22 protein-coding genes and 1 rRNA gene are annotated in these 22,301 nt (G+C 65.4%); 1 reads left to right on the top strand and 22 read right to left on the bottom strand.

What is annotated here, in order from left to right; all coding sequences use genetic code 11:
* Both AWB95_RS06990 and murA read right to left on the bottom strand, forming a co-directional pair.
* Positions 1 to 60, bottom strand: a 16S ribosomal RNA gene (locus tag AWB95_RS06990); the annotation flags it as partial.
* 227 nt (positions 61 to 287) lie between these two features.
* Complete coding sequence (murA, locus tag AWB95_RS06985) at positions 288 to 1,541, bottom strand: UDP-N-acetylglucosamine 1-carboxyvinyltransferase (protein WP_062539583.1); 1,254 nt, start codon at positions 1,539 to 1,541, stop codon at positions 288 to 290.
* Between the two features lie 59 nt (positions 1,542 to 1,600).
* Between murA and AWB95_RS06980 the strand changes: the two genes are divergently transcribed.
* The gene (locus tag AWB95_RS06980; protein ID WP_062539582.1) at positions 1,601 to 2,191 is read left to right on the top strand and encodes a cob(I)yrinic acid a,c-diamide adenosyltransferase; all 591 of its coding nucleotides are present in this window, start codon (positions 1,601 to 1,603) and stop codon (positions 2,189 to 2,191) included.
* Positions 2,192 to 2,203: 12 nt separating this feature from the next.
* Here AWB95_RS06980 and AWB95_RS06975 read toward each other — a convergent pair whose 3' ends face one another.
* The 20 genes from AWB95_RS06975 to AWB95_RS06875 all read right to left on the bottom strand — a co-directional run bounded on the left by AWB95_RS06975 (position 2,204) and on the right by AWB95_RS06875 (position 22,298).
* Positions 2,204 to 2,647, bottom strand: a complete 444-nt coding sequence (locus tag AWB95_RS06975) for a DUF2550 domain-containing protein (RefSeq protein ID WP_084707055.1) — start codon at positions 2,645 to 2,647, stop codon at positions 2,204 to 2,206.
* Between the two features lie 15 nt (positions 2,648 to 2,662).
* Positions 2,663 to 3,028, bottom strand: coding sequence for a F0F1 ATP synthase subunit epsilon (locus tag AWB95_RS06970; protein ID WP_062539580.1), 366 nt, complete (start codon positions 3,026 to 3,028; stop codon positions 2,663 to 2,665).
* Positions 3,029 to 3,089: 61 nt separating this feature from the next.
* Positions 3,090 to 4,640: a F0F1 ATP synthase subunit beta gene (gene atpD / locus AWB95_RS06965; protein ID WP_062539579.1), complete on the bottom strand. Its 1,551-nt coding sequence runs from the start codon at positions 4,638 to 4,640 to the stop codon at positions 3,090 to 3,092.
* Positions 4,641 to 4,664: 24 nt separating this feature from the next.
* Complete coding sequence (locus AWB95_RS06960; protein ID WP_062539578.1) at positions 4,665 to 5,588, bottom strand: F0F1 ATP synthase subunit gamma; 924 nt, start codon at positions 5,586 to 5,588, stop codon at positions 4,665 to 4,667.
* A 6-nt stretch (positions 5,589 to 5,594) separates the two neighbouring features.
* The gene (gene atpA, locus AWB95_RS06955) at positions 5,595 to 7,247 is read right to left on the bottom strand and encodes a F0F1 ATP synthase subunit alpha (RefSeq protein WP_062539577.1); all 1,653 of its coding nucleotides are present in this window, start codon (positions 7,245 to 7,247) and stop codon (positions 5,595 to 5,597) included.
* Between the two features lie 47 nt (positions 7,248 to 7,294).
* The gene (locus AWB95_RS06950) at positions 7,295 to 8,635 is read right to left on the bottom strand and encodes a F0F1 ATP synthase subunit B/delta (RefSeq protein ID WP_062539576.1); all 1,341 of its coding nucleotides are present in this window, start codon (positions 8,633 to 8,635) and stop codon (positions 7,295 to 7,297) included.
* A 5-nt stretch (positions 8,636 to 8,640) separates the two neighbouring features.
* Positions 8,641 to 9,174, bottom strand: coding sequence for a F0F1 ATP synthase subunit B (locus tag AWB95_RS06945; RefSeq protein WP_062539575.1), 534 nt, complete (start codon positions 9,172 to 9,174; stop codon positions 8,641 to 8,643).
* Positions 9,175 to 9,183: 9 nt separating this feature from the next.
* A complete protein-coding gene (locus tag AWB95_RS06940; protein WP_099539703.1) occupies positions 9,184 to 9,429 on the bottom strand; it encodes a F0F1 ATP synthase subunit C in 246 nt (81 codons plus the stop codon).
* 87 nt (positions 9,430 to 9,516) lie between these two features.
* Positions 9,517 to 10,272: a F0F1 ATP synthase subunit A gene (atpB, locus tag AWB95_RS06935; RefSeq protein ID WP_062539574.1), complete on the bottom strand. Its 756-nt coding sequence runs from the start codon at positions 10,270 to 10,272 to the stop codon at positions 9,517 to 9,519.
* Entirely contained in the window at positions 10,265 to 10,732 is a 468-nt protein-coding gene (locus AWB95_RS06930) for an ATP synthase subunit I (RefSeq protein WP_062539573.1), read from the bottom strand. Before AWB95_RS06930 ends, atpB begins: the two co-directional genes overlap by 8 nt.
* A 223-nt stretch (positions 10,733 to 10,955) precedes the next feature.
* Complete coding sequence (locus AWB95_RS06925) at positions 10,956 to 12,140, bottom strand: glycosyltransferase family 4 protein (protein WP_062539572.1); 1,185 nt, start codon at positions 12,138 to 12,140, stop codon at positions 10,956 to 10,958.
* Between the two features lie 7 nt (positions 12,141 to 12,147).
* Entirely contained in the window at positions 12,148 to 12,801 is a 654-nt protein-coding gene (locus tag AWB95_RS06920; RefSeq protein WP_062539571.1) for an L-threonylcarbamoyladenylate synthase, read from the bottom strand.
* On the bottom strand, positions 12,794 to 13,642 hold the full coding sequence (gene prmC / locus AWB95_RS06915) for a peptide chain release factor N(5)-glutamine methyltransferase (RefSeq protein WP_062539570.1): 849 nt from the start codon (positions 13,640 to 13,642) through the stop codon (positions 12,794 to 12,796). Before prmC ends, AWB95_RS06920 begins: the two co-directional genes overlap by 8 nt.
* A complete protein-coding gene (prfA, locus tag AWB95_RS06910; RefSeq protein WP_062539569.1) occupies positions 13,639 to 14,712 on the bottom strand; it encodes a peptide chain release factor 1 in 1,074 nt (357 codons plus the stop codon). Before prfA ends, prmC begins: the two co-directional genes overlap by 4 nt.
* Before the next feature lie 87 nt (positions 14,713 to 14,799).
* The gene (gene rpmE, locus AWB95_RS06905) at positions 14,800 to 15,042 is read right to left on the bottom strand and encodes a 50S ribosomal protein L31 (RefSeq protein WP_062539594.1); all 243 of its coding nucleotides are present in this window, start codon (positions 15,040 to 15,042) and stop codon (positions 14,800 to 14,802) included.
* Positions 15,043 to 15,149: 107 nt separating this feature from the next.
* Positions 15,150 to 16,766 carry a fatty-acid--CoA ligase FadD1 gene (fadD1, locus tag AWB95_RS06900; protein WP_062539568.1) on the bottom strand — a complete coding sequence of 539 codons (1,617 nt, stop codon included), beginning with the start codon at positions 16,764 to 16,766 and terminating at the stop codon, positions 15,150 to 15,152.
* An 80-nt stretch (positions 16,767 to 16,846) separates the two neighbouring features.
* Positions 16,847 to 18,634 (bottom strand): transcription termination factor Rho, encoded by a 1,788-nt coding sequence (rho, locus tag AWB95_RS06895; RefSeq protein WP_062539567.1) that lies wholly within the window; start codon positions 18,632 to 18,634, stop codon positions 16,847 to 16,849.
* Positions 18,635 to 18,903: 269 nt separating this feature from the next.
* The gene (gene thrB / locus AWB95_RS06885; protein WP_062539593.1) at positions 18,904 to 19,839 is read right to left on the bottom strand and encodes a homoserine kinase; all 936 of its coding nucleotides are present in this window, start codon (positions 19,837 to 19,839) and stop codon (positions 18,904 to 18,906) included.
* 54 nt (positions 19,840 to 19,893) lie between these two features.
* Complete coding sequence (thrC, locus tag AWB95_RS06880; RefSeq protein WP_062539566.1) at positions 19,894 to 20,976, bottom strand: threonine synthase; 1,083 nt, start codon at positions 20,974 to 20,976, stop codon at positions 19,894 to 19,896.
* The gene (locus tag AWB95_RS06875) at positions 20,973 to 22,298 is read right to left on the bottom strand and encodes a homoserine dehydrogenase (protein ID WP_062539565.1); all 1,326 of its coding nucleotides are present in this window, start codon (positions 22,296 to 22,298) and stop codon (positions 20,973 to 20,975) included. The genes thrC and AWB95_RS06875 overlap by 4 nt, the downstream gene beginning before the upstream one ends.
* Positions 22,299 to 22,301 lie beyond the last annotated feature (3 nt).

Below are 22,301 nucleotides of genomic sequence, written 5' to 3'. Positions count from 1 at the left end.
TTGCATGTGTTAAGCACGCCGCCAGCGTTCGTCCTGAGCCAGGATCAAACTCTCCAAACAAAACCGATTCAGAGAAACAACCTGACAAACAAACAAAAAACCACACCCCAACCACGGGGCAGTCAAGGCATGGCAAAAAACAACAACAAACAAAACCACCAAACACACTATTGAGTTCTCAAACAACACCCATCAACAGGCAACCCTGCCACTATACTCCGCGGCATACGCCCGGTCAACTCCGGCAACTGCTCCGCGCAGGATCAGCGGGAGCCGTTAAGTGTTCCCTATTCTACTCGCTCGATCTCAGCTCCGAGACTGGCCAGGTTCTCCACGAACAACGGATATCCGCGATCAATGTGGAAGACATCGTGGACCTCGGTATCGCCGTCGGCCACCAGCCCGGCGAGGACCAGCCCGGCACCGGCGCGGATGTCGGAACACCACACCGGTGCGCTGGACAGTTGCGGAAGACCCCGCACGACGGCGTGGTGTCCGTCGGTGCGGGCATCAGCGCCGAGGCGGATCATCTCCTCGACGAACCGGAATCGCGCCTCGAAGACATTCTCGGTGATCATCGAAGTTCCGTCGGCGATCGAGGCCAACGCGATCGCCATCGGCTGCAGGTCGGTCGGGAATCCGGGGAACGGCAACGTCGCGACATTGACGGCCTTAGGGCGCTCATACTGCACCACCCGGAAACTGTCGTCGGTCTGGGTGACGGTGGCGCCGGCGTCGTGCAGCTTGCGCAGCACGACCTGCAGGTGCGCCGGGTCGATCCCGGACACCGTGATGTCTCCGCGGGTCATAGCCGCGGCGATCCCCCAAGTGGCGGCCACGATCCGGTCCCCGATCACCCGGTGCTCGGTGGGATGCAGCTGCGGGACACCCGTGATCGTCATCGTCGGCGAGCCGGCGCCTTCGACCTGTGCGCCCATCTGGTTCAACATCGTGCACAGGTCGACCACGTCCGGCTCGCGCGCCGCGTTGTGAATTGTGGTGACTCCGTCCGCCAGAACCGCGGCCATCAGAATGTTCTCGGTCGCCCCCACGGACGGGAATTCCAGCTGAATCTCCGCGCCGCGCAACGTGTCTGCTTGCGCAACCACGCAACCGTGTTCGATGTTGCAGCGTGCACCCAACTGCCGCAGGCCGGCCTGGTGCATGTCGAGCGGGCGTGAGCCGATGGCGTCACCGCCGGGTAGCGCGACCTTGGCCCGCTTACAGCGCCCGACCAGAGGCCCCAATACACAGACCGACGCGCGGAATTGACGGACCGCGGCGAAGTCCGCGTCGTATTTCGGCTCATCCGGGGATGTGATCCGCACGGTGTCGCCGGCGAGCTCGACGGTGGCGCCCAGTCCTCGCAACACTTCTGCCATCAAGGGAACGTCGAGAATGTCGGGGCAGTTGGTGATCGTGCTGGTGCCCTCGGCCAAGAGTGCCGCCGCCATCAACTTGAGAACGCTATTCTTGGCGCCCCCAACAGCAACTTCGCCCGACAACCGGTTGCCACCGGTTACCACGAAACGCTCCGCCACCCGCGTTAGTTTAGTGAGCGGTACCGCCCCTGTCAGTCAGCCCGGTAACGTTTTGAACCATGGCAGTACATCTGACCCGCATCTATACCCGAACCGGCGACGACGGAACGACGGGATTGAGCGATTTTTCGCGGGTCTCCAAGACTGATGCGCGGCTGGTGGCCTACGCCGATTGCGACGAGGCCAACGCGGCGATCGGCACAGCTATCGCGTTGGGTAACCCGGAGCGGCGCATCGCCGACGTGCTGCGCCAGATACAGAACGACCTGTTCGACGCCGGCGCCGACCTTTCGACCCCGGTCGTGGAGAACCCGAAATACCCGCCACTGCGGGTCACACAGCCTTACATCGACCGGCTGGAGCGTTGGTGTGACGAGTTCAACGAAGGCCTGCCGGCACTGAACTCCTTTGTGCTGCCTGGCGGTTCAGAGCTTTCGGCACTGCTGCATGTCGCGCGTACCGTGGTGCGCCGCGCCGAACGTTCCGCATGGGCTGCCATAGATCTGCACCCGTCGGATGTCAACGCGCTGCCGGCGAAGTATTTGAATCGACTGTCGGACTTGCTGTTCATCCTTTCCCGGGTGGCCAACCCCCACGGCGACGTGCTCTGGCAGCCGGGCGGCGGGCAATCGGAACGGCCCGCGAAATAGGCCGCGGAGCGCTCAGGTGCTGCGGCGGCGGGCGCGTGGCGAGGGACGGGATTCCAGCCACGACAGGAATGCCGTCAATGCGCCTCGGTCCAAGGCGATTTCATAACCCCGCCTCCGGTCCTGGGTTGTGTCACGCAGTTCGAGGACGACGATCTCTTCGGTCATGATGTCGAATTCGTCGCCGCGAGGTGGGCGCCGCGAAATGATTTCGATACCACGCCTGCTGAGTCGGCGATCCGGCCATAGCCGAACGCTCGACAGCCGGTAGAACGCCGCCTCGCCACCGCGATAGCGGACCACGCCATGGCGCCAGCCATGACCTCCCACGGCGGGAATGTCGCGCATGATGGCAGCAGTCCCACCCTGGCGCAGCTTCCACAGACGAAAACTCAACGCCAGGACTGCAAGCCCCAACAGGGCGATGAGCACGACCATGCCGGCCATGGGCGCGCTCACCGACTGCGAACCCCTTTAGTCGAGCGCGCCGAGCGCGCGCAACCTGGCGCGACCCCTGGCGGCGATGCGGGGATCGTCGGACTCGGAATCCTGTCTCGCGGCCGCCTCGTCGATCTCGGATTCGAATTCCGCGGATTCGGCGAGAATGCTGACTCCCTCTTCGGTCACCGACAGGAAGCCGCCGTCCACCGCGATGCGCAAGTCCTTCTCGCCCTCACGTTCGACGCGCACCATGGCGTCGTCGACTAGCTGAGCTACCAGGGGGATATGCCTTGGCATGATGCCGATTTCGCCGACGGTGGTCCGGGTGAAGACGAAAGTTCCCTTGCCGGACCAAATCTTGCGATCGACGGCGACAATCTCGACGTCCAATTCGGCCATCTCACACTAACCTTTCGCCGCTGAACCCTCGCCGCCAGAAAGTCACCATCTGCATGGCTGCTCAGTCGCCGTCTTCGGTTTTCCCGTTGCCACCATTATCTTTCTTGGAACGGTTGTCCTTCTTCTCGCCCGACTTCTTCGAGCCGCCGCCGTCCAGCTTGGCGCCGAAGCTCTCGGCTTTCTTGGCCAAGTCGTCCAGGCCACCGATCAGGAAGAAGGCCTGCTCGGGCACGTGGTCGAATTCGCCCTTGCACAGCCGGTCGAAGGCCTCGATGGTCTCCTTGACCGGCACGGTTGAACCGGGCTGACCGGTGAACTGCTCGGCCGCCATCATGTTCTGTGAGAGGAAGCGTTCGATGCGCCGTGCCCGCTGTACCTGCTGCTTGTCCTCTTCGGACAGTTCGTCGATACCGAGGATCGCGATGATGTCTTGAAGGTCCTTGTAGCGCTGCAGAATCCGAATGACTTCCTGCGCCACCCGGTAGTGCTCGTCGCCGACCACGGCCGGGTCGAGGATGGTCGAGCTGGACGCCAGCGGGTCCACTGCCGGGAAGATGCCTTTCGAGAACACCGACCGGCTCAGCTCAGTCGTGGCGTCGAGGTGGGCGAATGTCGTTGCCGGTGCGGGGTCGGTGTAGTCGTCGGCGGGAACGTACACGGCCTGCATCGAGGTGATCGACTTGCCCCGCGTCGAGGTAATCCGCTCCTGCAGCTCACCCATTTCGTCGGCCAGCGTGGGCTGATAACCCACCGCTGAGGGCATCCGGCCAAGCAGCGTGGACACCTCAGAGCCGGCCTGGGTGAACCGAAAGATGTTGTCGATGAACAGCAGTACGTCCTGGCCCTGCTCGTCGCGGAAGTACTCGGCCATCGTCAGCGCCGACAGCGCCACCCGCATACGGGTGCCGGGCGGCTCGTCCATCTGGCCGAACACCAGCGCGGTGTCCTTGAGCACATCGGCTTCGCCCAGTTCGACCCACAGGTCGTTACCTTCACGGGTGCGCTCCCCTACGCCGGCGAAAACCGAAGTGCCACCGAAGTTTCGAGCGATGCGGTTGATCATCTCCTGGATGAGAACCGTCTTGCCGACGCCGGCACCGCCGAACAGCGCGATCTTGCCACCGCGCACATACGGGGTCAGCAGGTCGACTACCTTCAGGCCGGTCTCCAGCATCTCGGTGCGAGGCTCGAGCTCATCGAAGGCCGGCGCCTTACGGTGAATGGGCCAATGATCGAAGTCTTTTCCGTAACCCTCGTCATCCAGGCAGTCGCCCAGCGCGTTGAAAACGTGGCCCTTGACGCCGTCGCCGACGGGAACCGAAATCGAGGCGCCGGTGTCGATCACCTCGACGCCGCGCACCAGCCCATCGGTGGGCTGCATCGAGATCGTGCGTACCAGATTGTCTCCGAGGTGCAGCGCCACTTCCAACGTCAACGTCCTCGCGAGCGACTCGAACGTGACGTCAACGTGCAGAGCGTTGAACAGCTCCGGCACGGAGCCGCGCGGAAACTCGACGTCGACCACGGGTCCGGTGACCCGCACCACGCGGCCGTTGTTGTCGGTGCTCTTGGAGTTGTTCGGCTTGTGGGTCTCTTTGGTGGTAGCAGCCATATCTTTTTCGCTTCCTGGTGGAGCTTATCCAGCGGCCTCGGCCAGCGCGTTCGCGCCACCGACGATTTCGCTGATTTCCTGGGTGATCTGGGCTTGCCGCTCGCGGTTGGCCTGCAGGGTGAGATCCCTGATGAGATCGTCGGCGTTGTCGCTCGCTGATTTCATTGCCCGTTGGCGCGATGCCAGCTCGGACGCCGCGGACTCCAGCATCGCCGTGTATACGCGGGTGGTCAGGTACCGCGGCAGCAGTGACCCGAACAGTGTCGTCGCATCCGGCTCGAATGAGTACAGCGTGTGCAGTCCGGCTTCTTCCTCGACGTACTCGATAACCATCGGCGCAATCCGGTGCGCCTCCGCGGACTGCGACATCATCGATTTGAACTCGGTGTAGACGATGTGCAGCTCGTCGACGGCGGTCGGGCTGTCCTGCTCCCGGGCGTCACCCTCGTTCACGGCACCGGCCATGAAAGCATTCACCAGAGTCTCGGCGACTTCCGCCGCATTCTCATAGCTGGGCCGCTCTGAGAACCCCGTCCACGACTCACTGATATCCCAGTTTCGGAACGTGTAGTAATTCAAGGCTTTACGGCCGACAACGTAGAGCACCGGCGTCTTGCCCTCTTCACGCAGCAGCGAGAACAGTTCCTCGGCTCGGCGCAGGACGCTGGAGTTGTACGCGCCACAAAGGCCGCGGTCGGATGAGACCACAAGCACCCCAGCACGTTTGGGCTCCGGCTGCTCGACCAGCAGAGGATGGTCCAAAGCGGCTTCTTCGGCCAGGGTGGTGAGCATCCGGGTGATCTCTGTGGCGTAGGGACGCGCCGCCTCCAGCCGGGCCTGCGCCTTGCCGATACGCGACGTCGCGATCATCTCCTGTGCCTTGGTGATCTTTTTGATCGACCCGGCGGAGCGGATCCGACCCCGCAGTTCGCGAAGTGTGGCAGCCATTCTCGATTACTTCTTCTTCTTCGGCGGCGCCGGCTTGTGAACCTGCACCGCCTCCTTCGCCAGTTTTTCTTCGTCGAGGGCATCGACATGCTCGTCGGGCACCACCGAACCCCCGCCGGTAGCCGCGAAGCCCTTCTTGAACTCGTTGACCACCTCGGTCAGCTTGTCGGCCAGCTCGTCGCTGAGCTTCTGCGATTCCCGGATCTCGGACAGAATGGCCTCTTCGGACGCGCGGACATGATCGAGGAACTCGCTTTCGAAGCGCCGAACGTCTTCCACCGGAACCGAATCCAGGTGACCGCCAGTACCGAGGAAGATGGCAACAACCTGCTCCTCGACCGGTACCGGCTGGTTTTGCGGCTGCTTGAGCAATTCGACCAGTCGCTCGCCACGGGCCAACTGCGCCTTGGATGTGGCGTCGAGGTCGGAGGCGAAGGCCGCGAACGACTCCAGTTCGCGGTACTGCGAGAGGTCCAGCCGCAACGACCCGGCCACTTCCTTCATCGCCTTGATCTGCGCCGCGCCGCCGACCCGGGACACCGACACGCCGACGTTGATCGCTGGGCGCACACCCTGGTTGAACAGGTCGGACTCCAAGAAGCACTGTCCGTCGGTGATCGAGATGACGTTGGTCGGGATGTAGGCCGAGATGTCGTTGGCCTTGGTCTCGATGATGGGCAGGCCGGTCAACGAGCCGCCGCCGAGCTCATCGGAGAGCTTGGCGCAGCGTTCCAACAGACGCGAGTGCAGATAGAACACGTCGCCCGGGTAGGCTTCGCGGCCCGGCGGGCGGCGCAGCAGCAGCGAGATCGCGCGGTACGCCTCGGCCTGCTTGGAAAGGTCGTCGAACACGATCAGCACATGCTTGCCCCCATACATCCAGTGCTGGGCGATCGCCGAACCGGTGTATGGCGCAAGCCATTTGAATCCGGCGGAGTCCGATGCGGGCGCGGCGACAATCGTCGTGTAGTCCATCGCACCACCCTCTTCGAGGGTGTGGTGGACGGAAGCGATCGTGGTGCCTTTCTGCCCAATGGCGACGTAGACGCACCGCACCTGCTTTTTCTCGTCGCCGGATTCCCAGTTCTGGCGCTGGTTGAGGATGGTGTCGACGCACACCGCAGTCTTGCCGGTCTTGCGGTCGCCGATGATCAGCTGACGCTGACCGCGCCCGATCGGGGTCATCGAGTCGATGGCCTTGATCCCGGTCTGCAATGGCTCTTTGACGCCCTGGCGCTGCACCACCGACGGGGCCTGGATCTCCAACGCCCGACGTTCGTCGGATTCGATGTCACCGCGGCCGTCGATCGGCTGACCGAGTGGATTGATCACCCGGCCCAGAAACCCGTCGCCGACCGGGACCGACAGCACGTCGCCGGTGCGCTTGACCTGTTGGCCCTGTTCGATTTTCTCGAAGTCACCCAGGATCACCGCACCGACGCTGTGCTCGTCGAGGTTGAGCGCGACGCCCAATACCCCGCCGGGGAACTCGAGCAGTTCCTGCGTCATTACCGAGGGCAAGCCCTCGACGTGCGCAATACCGTCGCCCGCGTCGATGACGGTGCCGACCTCTTCCCGGGCGGTGTCGGAGGTGAAGGAGCTAACGTATTCCTCGATCGCGCCTTCAATCTCGTCAGCGGAGATTGTCAACTCTGCCATGGCTTTTCGTCTTCCTGCTTGTTGATTGTGGTGATCAGTTAGTTGTTTCAGTCTGGTAGCTGCGTCTGCGCCTTGGCGAGACGAGACGAGAGCGTCCCGTCGATCACCTCGTCACCGACCGAGATCGACAGTCCGCCCAGTAGTTCGGGGTCGATTTGCATCTGGACCGTCACCGGGTGGCCGTAGATCCGGCTCAGCACCTCGGTAATGCGGTTGCGCTGGGTGTCACTGAGTTCGGTCGCAGCGCTGACATGTGCGACGACCTCACCGCGACGAGCCACCGCCACCTCGGCGAGATGGAGCACGGCCTCCTCGACCGATTCACGGCGCAACAGTTCAACCGTTTGGGACAGCAGTGCCAACGCGATCGGGTTAACGGTCGTGTCCGCGCCCTCGAGCACCTTGCGCAGCAACGCGACGCGGCCTTCGGCGGGCGCAGAATAGTCGCCCAGCAGGATGGCCAGGCGTGGCTGGGCGTCGAGGATACGGTTGAACCGGAACAGCTGGTCTTCCACCTCGTCGACCTGACCGGCTCGTTCGGCGCGCATCAACAGTGCATGGCGCGCAACATGTTCCACGGCGTCGACCAGATCGGAGCCGGTGGACCAACGTTCGGCGACGGCGCTCTTGAGGATGTCGAGCGCGGGGTCGCCCACTTTCCCGGATACCAGCCGCTCGAGCAGTCGCACTCTGGGCGCAGCATCTTCGGCAGGCACAGTCAGATACCGGGTGACCACGATCTCGCGATTCAGCAGCGAGGCCACCGATGCCAAGTCGCCGGCGAGGGCGGACAACCCATTGTCGTCGAGATCCTCGGCGATGTCTCCGAACCGGTCCATCACGGCGGACAGCGCCCGTCGGCTGGCCGAACGCATCTTGGCCAGCACCGGGTACTCGACCTCGGCCGCTGAGGGGGCCATCGCCTCCAGCTCGTCGAGAAACCGGTCGACGGTGCCCGCCTGCTGCTCCGAGTCAGCCACGTAGCCGCGCACCAACTCGCCTGCGCGCCGCACGGATTCGGCGCCGATATCTGCTCGCAGTTGGCGAATCAGCTGCGCGCGCAGCAGTTCGACCTGCTTGGTGCCCTGGATTTTGATGCGCTCGACTTCGAGGTCGGCCTGGACCCGCAATTGCTCGGCGATACGTTCGGCGTCGGTGCGGGCTTCTTCGGTGACCCGCTTGGCTTCAGCCTTGGCCTCCTCCAGCGCCTTGGCGTGGGCCTGGCTGGCCTCCTCCAGCTTCTTGGCGGCGGCCGCCGACTCTTCCAACTGTTGGCGAACGGTTTCTTGCCGCTCGACCATCAGCTTGCGCACCGGTGGCACGACATAGCGCCACACCAAGAACACGATGGCGACGAACCCGGCCAGCTGCCCAATAAAAGTCGACATCGGCGTTACCGCCTCGACCCGGTGCTCGTCGTCGTGACTGAGGTGGTGACCTCGACACCCAAGATCCGGCTGGCCAACGTGGTGGCCATGCCCTCGACCCGGGAGCGCAGCTCCGCAGCCACCGCGTCGCCTTCCCGCTTGAGCTGCTCTGCGGCATCCTGAAGCGTCGCGGCCACCTGTTCCTCGGCCCGACCGCGCATGTCCTCGATGACCTTGCGTCCATCGGCCCGGGCATTGTCGCGGGCGGCCGACGCTTCCACCCGGGCCTCGGACATTGCCTTCTCGAAATCTTCCTGCGCAGCGGCGAACTGCTCGGCGGATTTCCTGTTGTCCTCCAGGGTTTTGGTGACCATGTTCTCGCGCTCATGGAGCACCCTCATGATCGGCGGCACGACGAAGGTGCCGATCACGCCGAGCACGATCAAGAAGATGATCAGCACGACGAAGAAGGTTCCGTTGGGAATGAGGAAGTTGTTGCCTTCGGCTTCCTCGACGGCCCGGCTTGCGACGGCCAGGACGGTAGCGCTCATGTCACCCATCCCTGCGGGCTACTTGACTGGGGTGGCGAAGACGAACAACGCCATGAACGCCAGGTTGATGAAGTACATGGCCTCCACCAGACCAACGGTGATGAAGAACGGGGTGAACAGCCGGCCTTGTGCCTCGGGCTGCCGGGCTACGCCGGAGATCAGTGCGTTACCGGCGATGCCGTCACCGATAGCCGCGCCGACAGCGCCGCCGCCCAAGATCAGCCCGCCGCCGATGAGCGCGCCGGCCGCGATTTGTGGGTCCAGTCCTGCCATTCCATATCCTCCTTGACGTCTGGTAGCGGTCTACCAGATTCCTGTTGTGGTCCTTGCCTCGGGCGAACTCGTGATCGTCTACCCGTGGTCTTCTTCCATTTCCATTGCCTGACTGAAGTACAAGATGGTCAGCAACGCGAAGATGAACGCCTGGATCAACCCGACGAACAAGTCGAATGCCTTCCAGATCGCGTTGGGAGCCCACATGATGTACGGCGGGAACAGCGCGATCAGCGCGACCAGGATCCCGCCGGCGAAGATGTTGCCGAAAAGTCGGAGAGACAACGAGATTGGCTTCGCGACCTCTTCGACGAGGTTGAACGGCGCCATGAAAGCGACGTGGCCTTTGAGCACCCCGATCGGGTGCCCCACGGGGCCGCGGCGCCAGATGCCGGCCGCGTGGTAGCAGATGAACACGAAGAGCGCCAAAGCCAGCACGTAGTTGATGTCCGCCGCGGCCGACTTGAGCACCTCCGTCGTGTGACCGGCCGCGTCGGTGTACTGCAGCGGCAGCACCGAGAGCCAGTTGGAGATCAGGATGTATACGAAGATGGTGACCGCCAGCGGCAACACGAACGGGGCGATTCGCATGCCGATCGCGCTCTCGATCTGATTGCGCATCCCGATGGTGATGGCCTCGAAGAACAGCTGCACCCCGCCCGGCACGCCACTCGAGGTGACCTTCGCGCGCAGGAAGAATGCCAGCGCGATCACGATGACTGCGGCGATGGCGCTCGACAGGACAGTGTCGGTGTTGACCGTCAGCCCAAACCAGTTGGCGGTGGTGTGCTCGCCGACTTCGATGTTTGCCTCGGCCAGGAGCGCTTCAGTCATCGCTGCCTTCCCTCCCCTCAGTACCGCTGCCGCCCGTAGCCGGCTCGACGGTTCCCTCGCGCATCTTCCGCCACACCGGCAGAGCGGTGCTGAGCACCAGCAGCACCTGGAAAAGCGCCAGTCCAAAAACTACGCCCAACCCCTCCGGCCGGAAGGCAAACGCGATGATCAGTCCGATCACGGAGATAACCAGCAGCCGCCCCGCCGAATTCAACGCCATCTTCTTTTTCAGCGGATGCGCATCGGCGGTGATCACGGCGACCGAACGCCGCACGCCGAGGGCGTTGAGCAAACCCATCAGGAGCCCGATCCCGAAGAACACCCCGATCATCGGATGGTCGAGCCAGCTGGCGGCGGCGATCGCCGCCGCGGTCAGGGCAAGGGAGATGACGAACAGCCGAATCGGCCGGAACGCAACGGACGGAAACACCAACGGCGCGTCCTGCGCTGGCGTAGTCACAGCTGCACCTCAGTCCTCGCTAGGGGGAGTTGCCTGGTTGATCGTTGCGTGGCCCGTCGAGCGTATCGGAGGGCATTCGGCGCGCTCGAATCACCCAAGGAGTTGCTCCCCATGTCGGTCGTACGGCGGCGCGATCGGAGCTGAATCCGACGGCCGGTGGCCGGCAACCCGCGAGGTTTAATTCGGGTTCTAGCTGCACCGTACCACACAGCGGGCGATGCTACTACTCCTCGTCGTAGACGTCGTCGCCGCGTCGTAGCAAGGGAATCAACGTGGCGATGATCGCGACCACGATGGCCGCCAGCATCACCACTCCCGTCTCGCGGGGATCGAAGAAAATCGAGCTCGCCGCTCCGAACGCGACGATGCCCACCCACAGGTAGATGAGTAGGACCACACGGCGATGTGAGTGACCGATCTGCAGCAGGCGGTGATGCAGGTGCATCTTGTCCGGAGTGGAGAAGTGCACTCCGGCGCGAGTTCGACGAATCACCGCCAGCAACATGTCGAGCATGGGCACGAACATCACCGCCACCACCAACAGGAATGGGGACAGCAGAGCAAACACATCGCGGGCGCCGTAGGCGTTCTGTGAAATGGGTCCCGCTGCGGTTGTCGAGGCGGCCGCCAGCATCAGGCCGATCAGCATCGACCCGGAGTCGCCCATGAAGATCTTGGCCCGGTGGAAGTTGTGGGGCAGGAATCCCAGGCATGCCCCGGCGAGCACCACCGAGATCACCGCGGGCGGATAGAACAGGACGTCGCCGCCGTGGTCGCGAAGTAGGCCGACGGAAAACATGCAGATTGCCAGTGCGGTGATCAGCCCCAGCCCCGCGGCCAGTCCGTCGAGGCCGTCGACGAAGTTCATCGCGTTGACGATCGACACGGTCAGGGCCAGCGTGAGCAGGATCGAGGAAACCTGGTCCAGCACGATGGTTCCCACGCCGCCGAACGGGATGTAGAGCACGCTCCAGGCGACGCCCATGGTGACCAGCACGCTGGCCGCGGTGATCTGTCCGGCGAACTTGGTCAGGGCGTCGAGGCCCCACTTGTCGTCGATCAGGCCGATGCCCATGATCACGCCGCCGGCCACCAGCACGGCGGGCATGCCGGAGGAGTAGACGAAGCCGCGCGTGAGCGCCGGAAGTTGGGATGCGAGAAAGACAGCCGCGATGACACCGAGATACATGGCCAGTCCGCCCATCCGGGGCGTCGGCGTTTCATGGACGTCGCGTTCGCGCGGGTAGGCCACCGCACCGAACCGGGTCGCCATCACCCGGACCGGTCCGGTCGCGAAGTAGGTGATGATCGCGGCGGTCAGCCCAACCAGGACGAGCTCACGCAGCGGGACACCGGCGCCGCGGTCCGACAGGGCGAGCACGCTGACCACTTCGCGACCGTACTGCATGACCCGTTCAGCCCATCAAAGCTGCGGCGTCCACCCCGAGCACCGCGGCGATAGCGTCTGCGCTCACCGGCCCGGGCCGCAGAATGCGGGGAGTCGGCCCGGTCAGGTCCAGGATCGTCGAGGCCGCCTGTTGCGCCGAGGGACCCGCGTCGAGATAGACCTCGACGGAATCCCCGAGTTGCCGACGGGCCTCGTCGGGGTCGACGGCGGGCGCCTGTCCAGAGACGTTGGCACTGGACACCGCCATCGGGCCGACCTCGCGCAGCACGTCGATGGCAACCGGGTGCAGCGGCATCCGCAACATCACGGTGCCGCGGGCATTACCGAGGTCCCACTGCAGCGACGGCGCCTGCTGGACAACCAGGCTCAGCGCGCCGGGCCAGAATGCGCGGATGAGGTCCCGAGTCCCCTGTGGCACGTTGAGGGCCAGGCCGTCGATGGTGTTCCAGGAGCCGACCAGCACTCCCACCGGCATGTCCCGGCCGCGTCTCTTCGCCGCAAGCAGCGCGGCGACTGCTGCGCTGTCGAAGGCGTCGGCGCCGACGCCGTAGACGGTGTCGGTCGGCATGACGATCAGCCGGCCGTTCTTGACCGCGCCGGCCGCCGCAGCGATTCCCCGAGCACGCTGGTCGGGGTCGGTGCAGTCGAAAACGTCAGTCATAGTTGCCCTTTCGGCGGGCGGTCACGAACCTGGGCCGGCTGGCCAGATCAGCATGCGCCACGATCTCGTCGAAACGCCCTGTGCCGGTGACTAATTCAGATGTCTGCGCCGAGGTGGTGTCGTCGTGCTCGACAGCGAACAGGCCGCCCGGACGCAACAGCCGACCGGCCAGCGCGGTGACCGCGGTGATCACCGTCATCCCGTCCGGGCCGCCGAACACGGCATGAGGCGGATCGTGTTGGGACACCTCGGGTTCCAGCTCGATGTCATCGGGAACGTACGGCGGGTTGGCCACCACGAGGTCGACGTTCCCGTCGAGCTCGCTGAGCAAACCCGGGACGGTGACGTCGGCGCGCAGCAGTTCCACCGCGGTGCCCACGGAGTTGCGTCGGGCGTAGTCCAGGGCGGCGTCGGAGTCGTCGATACCCAGCACTCTGGCCGACGGCCAATAGTGTGCCAGCGCGACGGCCAGCGCACCGGAACCGGTGCACAGGTCGACGATGACCGGACACGCGGAAAGGCGTTGGCTACTAGCCCATTCCAGCATCACCTCGGTTTCCGGGCGTGGGATGAACACACCAGGACCGACGTTCAGCGTCACCGGCCCGAAGGCCACTGTGCCGGTGAGGTGCTGCAGCGGTACCCGCCGCGAACGCTCCGCGACGACCGCCTGGTAGCGGGCGAAGAACTCGTCGTCGGGTGAGTCCAGTAGCGGGAGGCGTCCCCGCTCGGTCCCGGCCAGGTACGCGGCCAACTCCTCGGCATCGTAACGGGCAGAGTCGATTCCGGCTTCCGCCAATGTCGCGGCAGCCGAGCTGATCGCATGTTGCAGTCGGGTCATGCCTGCTGCAGTCTGGACTGCTTGTCTGCGGCGGACAGCGCGTCGAATAAGTCGTCGAGGTCGCCGTCGAGAACCTGGTCCAGATTGTGCGACTTGTAACCGATGCGGTGGTCGGTGATGCGGTTCTCGGGAAAGTTGTAGGTGCGAATGCGTTCGCTGCGGTCCACCGTGCGGATCTGGCTGGCCCGGTCGGCCGACGCGTCGGCCAGCGCTTGTTCCTCCGCCATCGCCTGCAGCCGCGCGGCCAGCACTTGCAAGGCACGGGTCTTGTTCTGCAGCTGGGAGCGTTCGTTTTGGCAGGTGACGACGATGCCGGTGGGCAGGTGGGTGATTCGCACCGCGGAGTCGGTGGTGTTGACGCCCTGTCCACCCTTGCCGGAGGAGCGGTAGACGTCGATGCGCAGGTCCGACTCGTCGATCTGCACCTCCCCGACCTCCTCGGGCTCCGGATAAACCAGCACACCGGCAGCCGAAGTATGCACGCGGCCTTGGGATTCGGTTACCGGAACGCGCTGCACGCGGTGCACGCCGCCCTCGAACTTCATTCGCGACCACACGCCGTCGGCGGAGTCGCCCTTACTGGCGATCGACAGCGTGGCGTCCTTGTAGCCGCCCAGATCCGAAGTGGTCTCGTCCAGCACGGTCACCGTCCAGCCGTGCCGCTCGGCGTAGCGGATGTACATCCGGGCCAAGTCGGCGGCGAACAACGCCGATTCCTCGCCGCCCTCACCGGATTTGACTTCGAGCAGGATGTCGTCGGCGTCGTGCGGGTCGCGTGGCGCCAGCATGTCGGTGAGCTGGGTGTCCAGTTCCGCGGCCCGCGCCTGAAGCTCGGTGACCTCGGCGGCGAACGAGTCGTCGGAGGCGGCCAGCTCCCGGGCGGCCTCCAAGTCGCCGCGCACCGTCTGCAGTTTGCGGTGAGTGGCCACGATCGGCGCCAATTGGGCGAAGCGGCGCCCGACTTTGCGGGCATTGGCTGGGTTGCTGTGCAGTTCGGGATCGGCGAGCTGGCGCTCGAGTTCGGCATGCTCGGCCAGGAGCGCGTCGATAGCTTGCACGCTCTGCGTCATCGCTGGCCCCTTTCTGAACCGCCCACAGCCCGCACATGAAACGACGCCCGACCTGTGCGGGTTCCGCGACAGGTTCGGGCGTCGGCGCTACTTGTCGGCGTTGGGCTCTTTGTCGGCGCCGGCCTTGCGCTTGCCGTAGCGCTTCTCGAAGCGGGCCACACGACCGCCGCTGTCCAGAATCTTCTGCTTGCCGGTATAGAACGGGTGGCACTGCGAGCAGACCTCGACCACGATGTGGCCGCTCTCCTTGGTGCTGCGGGTGGTGAAGGTGTTGCCGCAACCGCAGACCACGGTGGTCTCGCCGTATGCCGGATGAATACCAGATTTCATGATTTCCTCTTCAATCGTCGGCCGCCGGCTCGCCCGCACCGTGCCGATGCTCGGACGTGAACCGGAACCTGAGGGGTTGGCGGTTGATTATGCCAGCTCAGCCGCCGTTAGCCCAAACGCGGGGACGTCGGCGCGCATTCCCGAGTGCGATCCAGCACTGCGTACGTCCTGCCGCGCGGGGCACGCGTCCACAGCACACCGCCGTCGACCGCGGTGCCGCGTGCCCGCAACTCCCGCTTGAGGATCTTGTTGGTCGCTGTGCTCGGCAGGCTGTCGGTGCTCCAGACATAACGCGGCCAGGCTTTCGGCGACAGGTCGGGTTGGCCGGCCAGGAACTCGCCGAACTCCTCGGGCGTCAGCTCGGCGCCGTCGACCAGCACGATCGCCGCCATCACCTGGTCGCCGACGTGCTCGTCGGGCACCGCATACACCGCGACCTGGCTGATGGCAGGCAACCGCTGCAGGATCCGCTCGATGGGCGTCGTCGTCATGTTTTCCCCGTCGACCCGCAGCCAGTCCCCGTTGCGGCCGGCGAAGTAGATCCAGCCGTCGTCGTCGCGGTAGGCCAGATCACCCGACCAGTACATGCCGTCCCGCAGCCGCGCATCGGTGGCGTCCGGGTCGTTGTAGTAGCCGGCGAACAGTCCGGCGCCGGTGGTGTTGACCAGCTCGCCGATCGCCTCCTCGGCGTTGGTTAGGGCGCCGTCGTCGTCGAACCGGGCCGGAGGGCACTCGGTGAGGGTGTCGGGGTTGTAGATGGCCACACCGGGAAAACCGCGGCCCAGCGAACCCGGTGGGCAGCCGTCCTCGCGGGTGATGATGATGGCGCCTTCCGTGGAGCCGAAGCCGTCCCACACCGTGCAGTCGAACCGGCGGCTGAACTCGGCGATGTCCCGGTCGCTGGCCTCGTTGCCGAACGCCACCCGCAGCGGGTTGTCGTGGTCGTCCGGCCGCTCGGGGGTGGCCAGCACGTAGGCCAGCGGCTTGCCGACGTAGTTCATGTACGTCGCGCCGTAGCGGCGCAGGTCTGGCAACAATCGGGATGCCGAGAAGGTCGCCGGCACCATGGCGGCCCCGGAGCCCACCGCCACGCTCCACCCGGCCAGCAGCGCGTTGGAGTGAAACAGCGGCATCGAGATGTAGCAGACGTCCGATGAGGTGACCCCGAACCGCTCGATCAGCGTGGTGCCGGCGAACAGCACGGTCAGGTGGGTCACCTGCACGGCCTTCGGCTCGCCGCTGGTGCCCGAGGTGAAGATCATCATGAAGGTGTCGGTGGGCGTGACCTCGCTGTGCGGGGTGAGAGGCCTGGCCGTTGCGAGCAGCTTCGCCCAATCGCCGCTCGACATGTCGAAGACCCGTACTCCGGGCAGCTCCAGGCCGTTGAGCAGGCCGCGGTGGGCGTCATCGGTGAGCAGGATCTGGCAGTCGGCCCGCACGATGTCGCGGGCCAGCGCAGCGCCGCGGCGGGTGTCGTTGATGCCGCACAGCACGTAGCCGCCCAGCGCGGCCGCGGCCATGGCGGTGAGCATCTCGGGGGTATTGCCCAGCAGCGCGCCGACATGCAGTGGGCGCTGGCGGTCGGCGACGCCGATCATGGCGGCGGCGACGGCGGAGGCGTCGGCCAGATGCTCGCGCCAACTCCACACCCGGTCGCCGTATTTCACGGCCGGACCGTCGTCGGCAACGCGTTCGCGAAGCAGTTGCTGCAGGGTGTCCGCCACGGACTCGCACCTTACCGGCGCGACGTCAATTCGTTAGCGGGACGGCGGTTTGGCGGTTGGCACTGATGTGCTACGTCCAGTTAGTCGTTGTCCATGCCCGGCGTGGTCTTGGACACCTGCACCAGGAATTCGTAGTTGGTCTTGGTCTTGCGCAGCTGCGAGATCAGCAGATCGATCGCCTGGTGCGAATCCAGCCCGGAGAGCACCCGGCGCAGCTTGTGCACGATCGCGAATTCGTCTGGGGACAAGAGCAATTCGTCCTTGCGGGTGCCCGACGGGGCCACATCGACCGCGGGGAACACCCGTCGCTCGGCGATCTTGCGGTCCAGTTTGAGCTCGGCGTTACCGGTGCCCTTGAACTCTTCGAAAATCACTGTGTCACCGGTGGATCCGGTTTCCACCATCGCCGTGGCGATGATGGTCAGCGACCCGCCTTCCTCGATGTTGCGCGCAGCGCCGAGGAAGCGCTTGGGCGGGTACAGCGCGGTCGAGTCAACACCACCGGACAGGATGCGGCCCGACGCCGGTGACGCGTTGTTGTAGGCGCGGCCCAGCCGGGTGATCGAGTCGAGCAACACCACGACGTCCTTGCCCTGCTCGACGAGCCGCTTGGCGCGCTCGATCGCCAGCTCGGCAACCGAAGTGTGGTCCGACGGCGGCCGGTCGAAGGTGGAGGCGATGACCTCGCCCTTGACCGAGCGCTGCATGTCGGTGACCTCCTCCGGCCGCTCGTCCACGAGCACGACCATGAGGTGGCATTCCGGGTTGTTCTTGGCGATCGCGTTGGCGGTGTCCTGCAGAATCGTCGTCTTACCGGCTTTCGGCGGCGACACGATCAGCGCGCGCTGGCCCTTACCGATCGGCATGATCAGGTCGATCACCCGGGTGGTGAGCCGTTCAGGGGTGGTTTCCAGGCGCAGCCGCTGGTTGGGGTAGAGCGGCGTGAGTTTGCCGAATTCGGGACGCTTCTTGGCGTCTTCGACCGGCCCGCCGTTCACACTGTCCAGCCGCACCAACGGATTGAACTTCTGCCGGGGATTTTGTCCGCCGCCTTCCCCTTCTCGGGGCACCCGCACAGCGCCGGTCACCGCGTCGCCGCGGCGCAAACCGTTCTTGCGCACCATGTTCATCGACACATAGACGTCGTGCGGGCCGGCGAGGTATCCGGAGGTGCGCACGAACGCATAGTTGTCCAGGACGTCGAGAATGCCGGCCACCGGCTGGACGACGTCGTCCTCACGCAGTTCGGCTTCACCGCCTTCGCCGGATCGCTCGCCGCGGCGCCTGCGCTCCCGGAATCGCCGACCCCGTCGGCCCTGGCGTCCTTCGCCGTCGTCGTCTTGCTGATTCGAGCCGCCGCGGTTCTGCGGGCCGCCCGAACTCTGCTGGTCGGCACCCTTGCCCGACTCGCGCTCTTCTGTCTTGGTGTCCTGCTGGTCGCGGGTGCGCTTGTCGGTATCGGGCTGGTCGGCCTTCTCGGCCTGTTCAGTCGCGGGTGAGTCCGCATCGCGAGGGGCGCTGCGTCGTTCCCGGCGCGGCGTCTCGTCGGAGACCGTGTCGGTTTGCTCAGTCGCCGGCGGGTCAGCCGTGGCTTTGCCGTCGTCCTCTTTGGCGGGCGCGCCGTTGGCGTGTCCTTGGATTTCCCGGATCGCCGCGATCAGTTCGTTCTTGCGCATGCCCGAGGTGCCCTTGACACCGGCCCGGTTGGCCAGCGCACGCAGTTCGGGAAGCACCATCGTGGACAGCGAACCGTCTTTGGTGTTCGCCGGCGGCGCGTCCGAAGCGGTGGGAGTTTCTGGGGTCACGGAATTCGACAGCCGGTCGTCTTGGGTGCTGTCGCCAGCCGTGATGAGGTCCGTATCAGTCACGGATTTCCTTTCTTCCCCCGCTGATCGGATCAAGCGGGGGGTTCGTTGCAATCAGCCAAATCGCCGAGTGCTGCCAACCATCGACTCTGCAACGGTGATCGCCAAGACTGGCGGGTTAAATGGCGAACCATCGTCCACGAGAAGAATTGGTGGGTGTCCTGGTGGCACGCAGTGTCTATGCATGATGCAGAAGCTGCGATTGCTGGACGGGTCCGAGGATAACCCGCTTTTTTGCGGGAAGCAAGAAACCCGTCTCGGGCCTGTCGACGTCAACTGGGAACCGCAACTCCAGAACTCCAGCGAACTCCGTCGCCTGCAGTCATCTCGCGAACGGTAAAGCCGTTAGCGATGCCGTACTCGATGGCCTCGGCGGGCAGCTCCGGCTCCGTGCTCAGTGCAATCACCGCTGGCCCGGCACCGGAAAGCACGGCTGCAATCCCGCAACGCCGCAACAGTCGAAGATATTCCGCCGACGCCGGCATCGCGGGGGCCCGCTGGGGCTGGTGCAGCACATCCTCAGTGGCGGCCATCAGCAGGTCTGGCCGTTCGGTGAGGGCGACCACCAGTAGCGCAGCGCGGCTCACGTTGAAGCGCGCGTCGCCGTGGCTGACCTGCGCGGGAAGCAGTACCCGAGTCTCCGCGGTCGACGAGCGGTCCTCCGGAATGGCCGGAAATAGGTGGATGTCGGGGTGTAGCCGCAGCGGCACCGCAGCGTAGCCCGGCGGCTCGCGGGTGCTGTCGATCCACGACACCACCGCGCCACCGAGCACTGCGGCGGCCGCGTTGTCCGGATGGCCTTCGAACTGCGAGGCCAACTGGATGAGTTGGGTTTCGCTGAGCGGTGTCGAATCTACTTGCGCCAGAAGGCCGTTCACGGTCGCAAGACCCCCGACGACCGCCGCGGCGGACGAGCCGAGCCCACGGGAATGCGGGATGACATTGCGACATCGCACGGCCAAGCCGGGAACACTGACACCGGCTGCCTGCAGGCCGCATTCGACGGCCCGGACCACCAAATGGTCGGCGCCGCGCGAGAGTTGGTCGGCATCCTCGCCTTCGACATCCACGGTCAAACCGGAAGCCGTTGTCTCGACGACGATTTCGTCGTAGAGACTCAACGCCAGCCCGATGCTGTCGAAGCCGGGGCCGAGATTGGCGGTCGACGCCGCGACGACGGCGTTGGCCAACAGCCCGGAAGGCAGCATCTGCCGTCCGTGGCGACCCGCTGCGCCCGGCTGCGCCGCGCTTGCGGTCGCCACCTAGACCAGCCCCAACTTCGCGACGACGGCAACCGGGTCGACGGGCACGGGCGACACGCTCGGAAGGTCTTTCAGTGCCGTGTCGGGGTCCTTGAGGCCATTGCCGGTCACCGTGCACACGACGGTCGACCCGCGCGGCACCCAGCCGTCCTCGATGGATTTGAGCAGACCGGCGATGCTGGCCGCCGACGCCGGCTCCACGAAGACCCCTTCGGAGCGCGCCACCAGGTGGTAGGCGGCGAGGATCTCGTCATCGGTGGCGGCCAGAAAGCGCCCGTCGGACTGCTGCTGCGCGTCGACGGCCGAGGTCCACGACGCCGGCGAACCGATGCGGATCGCGGTAGCGATGGTCTCCGGCTTGCTCACGGGCTTGCCCAGCACCAGCGGCGCCGCGCCTGCCGCCTGGGTGCCCAGCATGCGCGGCAGCTTGTCGCTGACGCCCTCGCGGTGATATTCGGTATAGCCCTTCCAGTAAGCGGTGATGTTGCCGGCGTTGCCGACCGGCAGCGCATGGACGTCCGGTGCGGCGCCGAGCGCGTCGACGATCTCGAATGCGGCCGTCTTCTGGCCCTCGATGCGCACCGGGTTGACCGAGTTGACCAGCGAGATGGTCGGGAAGTCGTTGGCCATCTTGCGGGCCAGCTCCAGGCAGTCGTCGAAGTTGCCGTCGATCTGGATGATCTTGGCGCCGTGCATCACCGCCTGGGCCAGCTTGCCCATTGCGATCTTGCCCTGCGGGATCAGCACCGCACAGGTGATGCCGGCGCGGGCAGCATAGGCGGCAGCCGACGCCGACGTGTTGCCGGTCGACGCGCACAGCACGGCCTGCTGACCGCGGGCGACCGCGTCGGTGACCGCCATGGTCATGCCGCGGTCCTTGAACGACCCGGTGGGATTGAGGCCTTCGACCTTCAAATGCACTGTGCAGCCGGTCTGCTCGGACAACCCGGTCGCATGGATCAACGGGGTGCCGCCCTCGAACAGCGTCACCGGGGTCCAGTCGTCGCCCACGGGCAGCCGGTCGCGGTAGGCCGCTATCACGCCGGGCCACGGCTGGTGGGTGCTGGTCTTCGGCAGACTCATGGGTTGGTTCCTTCCAGCCGCAGCACACTGGCCACGGCCTGCACCACATCCAGATCCTCCAGCGCAGCAACGGTTTCGGACAACGCGCCGTCCGTGGCCCGGTGGGTGACGACGACGACGCGAGCCCCGACCCGCTGGCCGCCCTGGTCGACGACGCCTTCCTGGCGGACTTCGGCGATGCTCACTTCTCGTTTGGCGAATTCTGCGGCCACCGAAGACAATACGCCGGGCTCGTCGGCAACGTGCATGCTCACGTAGTACCGGGTCACAGCCAGGCTCATTGGAAGTACCGGCAGCTGAGCGTATTTGGACTCCCGCGGGCCCCGGCTGCCCAGCACCCGGTTGCGGGCGGCCATCACCAAGTCGCCGGTCACCGCCGAGGCGGTCGGTGCCCCGCCGGCACCCTGACCGTAGAACATCAACCGCCCGGCCGCCTCGGCCTCGACCACTACGGCGTTGAACGCACCGTTGACCGCGGCGAGCGGATGGCTCAAGGGTACTAGTGCAGGATAGACCCGCGCCGAAACCCGTTGTTGCCCAACGTCTACGGTGACGCGTTCACAGATGGCCAGCAGCTTGATGGTGCAGCCCAGCGCCCGCGCCGATTCGAAGTCGTCCGGCGTGATGTTGGTGATGCCCTCGCGGTAGACGTCGTCGGCGGTGACCCGGGTGTGGAAGGCGATGGACGCCAGGATCGCCGCTTTGGCAGCGGCGTCATAGCCTTCGACGTCGGCGGTGGGGTCGGCTTCGGCGTAGCCGAGCGCACTCGCGTCGGCCAGCGCGGCGGCGTAGTCGGCGCCGGTGCTGGCCATTTCGGAGAGGATGTAGTTGGTGGTGCCGTTGACGATGCCGGCCACCCGCTGGACGGTGTCGCCGGCCAGCGACTGGGTCAGCGGACGGATAACCGGGATGGCGCCCGCTACCGCGGCCTCGAAATACAGGTCGACGTTGGCGGTTTCGGCTGCCTGCGCGAGTTCGCCGGTGGAGATCGACAGCAGTGCCTTGTTCGCCGTGACGACGGACTTGCCGTGCTCGAGCGCCGACAGGATTGCCTTGCGGGCCGGTTCCACCGGCCCCATCAGCTCGACCACGATGTCGACGTCCTCGCGGGACACCAGCTCTTCGATGTTGTCGGTGAGCAGCTCGATGGGCACGCCGCGGTCGGGCGCCACCCGGCGCACACCGACTCCGCGCAACACCAACGGGGCGCCGATCCGGGCCGCGAGGTCGTTGGCGCTGCCCTCGATGATGCGGACAACCTCGCTGCCGACGTTGCCCAATCCCAGCACCGCGACACCGACCGGCTTTCCGTTAGCGCTCACGCC

This window comes from Mycobacterium celatum (assembly GCF_002101595.1).
Classification (GTDB): Bacteria; Actinomycetota; Actinomycetes; order Mycobacteriales; family Mycobacteriaceae; genus Mycobacterium; species Mycobacterium celatum.
The sequence above is the reverse complement of the archived record's forward strand: the minus strand, read 5'-3'. Positions and strand labels throughout refer to the sequence as shown.

Coding starts and splice junctions, on each gene's coding strand:
- thrB (WP_062539593.1), bottom strand. CDS start 19,839: ATGCTGCCTTCCGGGCTGTTGGCCAACGCCGTCGTCGCGGCGTCGACC.
- atpA (WP_062539577.1), bottom strand. CDS start 7,247: ATGGCAGAGTTGACAATCTCCGCTGACGAGATTGAAGGCGCGATCGAG.
- AWB95_RS06970 (WP_062539580.1), bottom strand. CDS start 3,028: ATGGCCGAATTGGACGTCGAGATTGTCGCCGTCGATCGCAAGATTTGG.
- AWB95_RS06980 (WP_062539582.1), top strand. CDS start 1,601: ATGGCAGTACATCTGACCCGCATCTATACCCGAACCGGCGACGACGGA.
- prmC (WP_062539570.1), bottom strand. CDS start 13,642: ATGACCCGACTGCAACATGCGATCAGCTCGGCTGCCGCGACATTGGCG.
- atpB (WP_062539574.1), bottom strand. CDS start 10,272: ATGACTGAAGCGCTCCTGGCCGAGGCAAACATCGAAGTCGGCGAGCAC.
- prfA (WP_062539569.1), bottom strand. CDS start 14,712: ATGACGCAGAGCGTGCAAGCTATCGACGCGCTCCTGGCCGAGCATGCC.
- thrC (WP_062539566.1), bottom strand. CDS start 20,976: ATGAGTCTGCCGAAGACCAGCACCCACCAGCCGTGGCCCGGCGTGATA.
- AWB95_RS06920 (WP_062539571.1), bottom strand. CDS start 12,801: ATGACTGACGTTTTCGACTGCACCGACCCCGACCAGCGTGCTCGGGGA.
- AWB95_RS06925 (WP_062539572.1), bottom strand. CDS start 12,140: ATGCAGTACGGTCGCGAAGTGGTCAGCGTGCTCGCCCTGTCGGACCGC.
- atpD (WP_062539579.1), bottom strand. CDS start 4,640: ATGGCTGCTACCACCAAAGAGACCCACAAGCCGAACAACTCCAAGAGC.
- rpmE (WP_062539594.1), bottom strand. CDS start 15,042: ATGAAATCTGGTATTCATCCGGCATACGGCGAGACCACCGTGGTCTGC.
- AWB95_RS06945 (WP_062539575.1), bottom strand. CDS start 9,174: ATGGGTGACATGAGCGCTACCGTCCTGGCCGTCGCAAGCCGGGCCGTC.
- AWB95_RS06960 (WP_062539578.1), bottom strand. CDS start 5,588: ATGGCTGCCACACTTCGCGAACTGCGGGGTCGGATCCGCTCCGCCGGG.
- AWB95_RS06950 (WP_062539576.1), bottom strand. CDS start 8,635: ATGTCGACTTTTATTGGGCAGCTGGCCGGGTTCGTCGCCATCGTGTTC.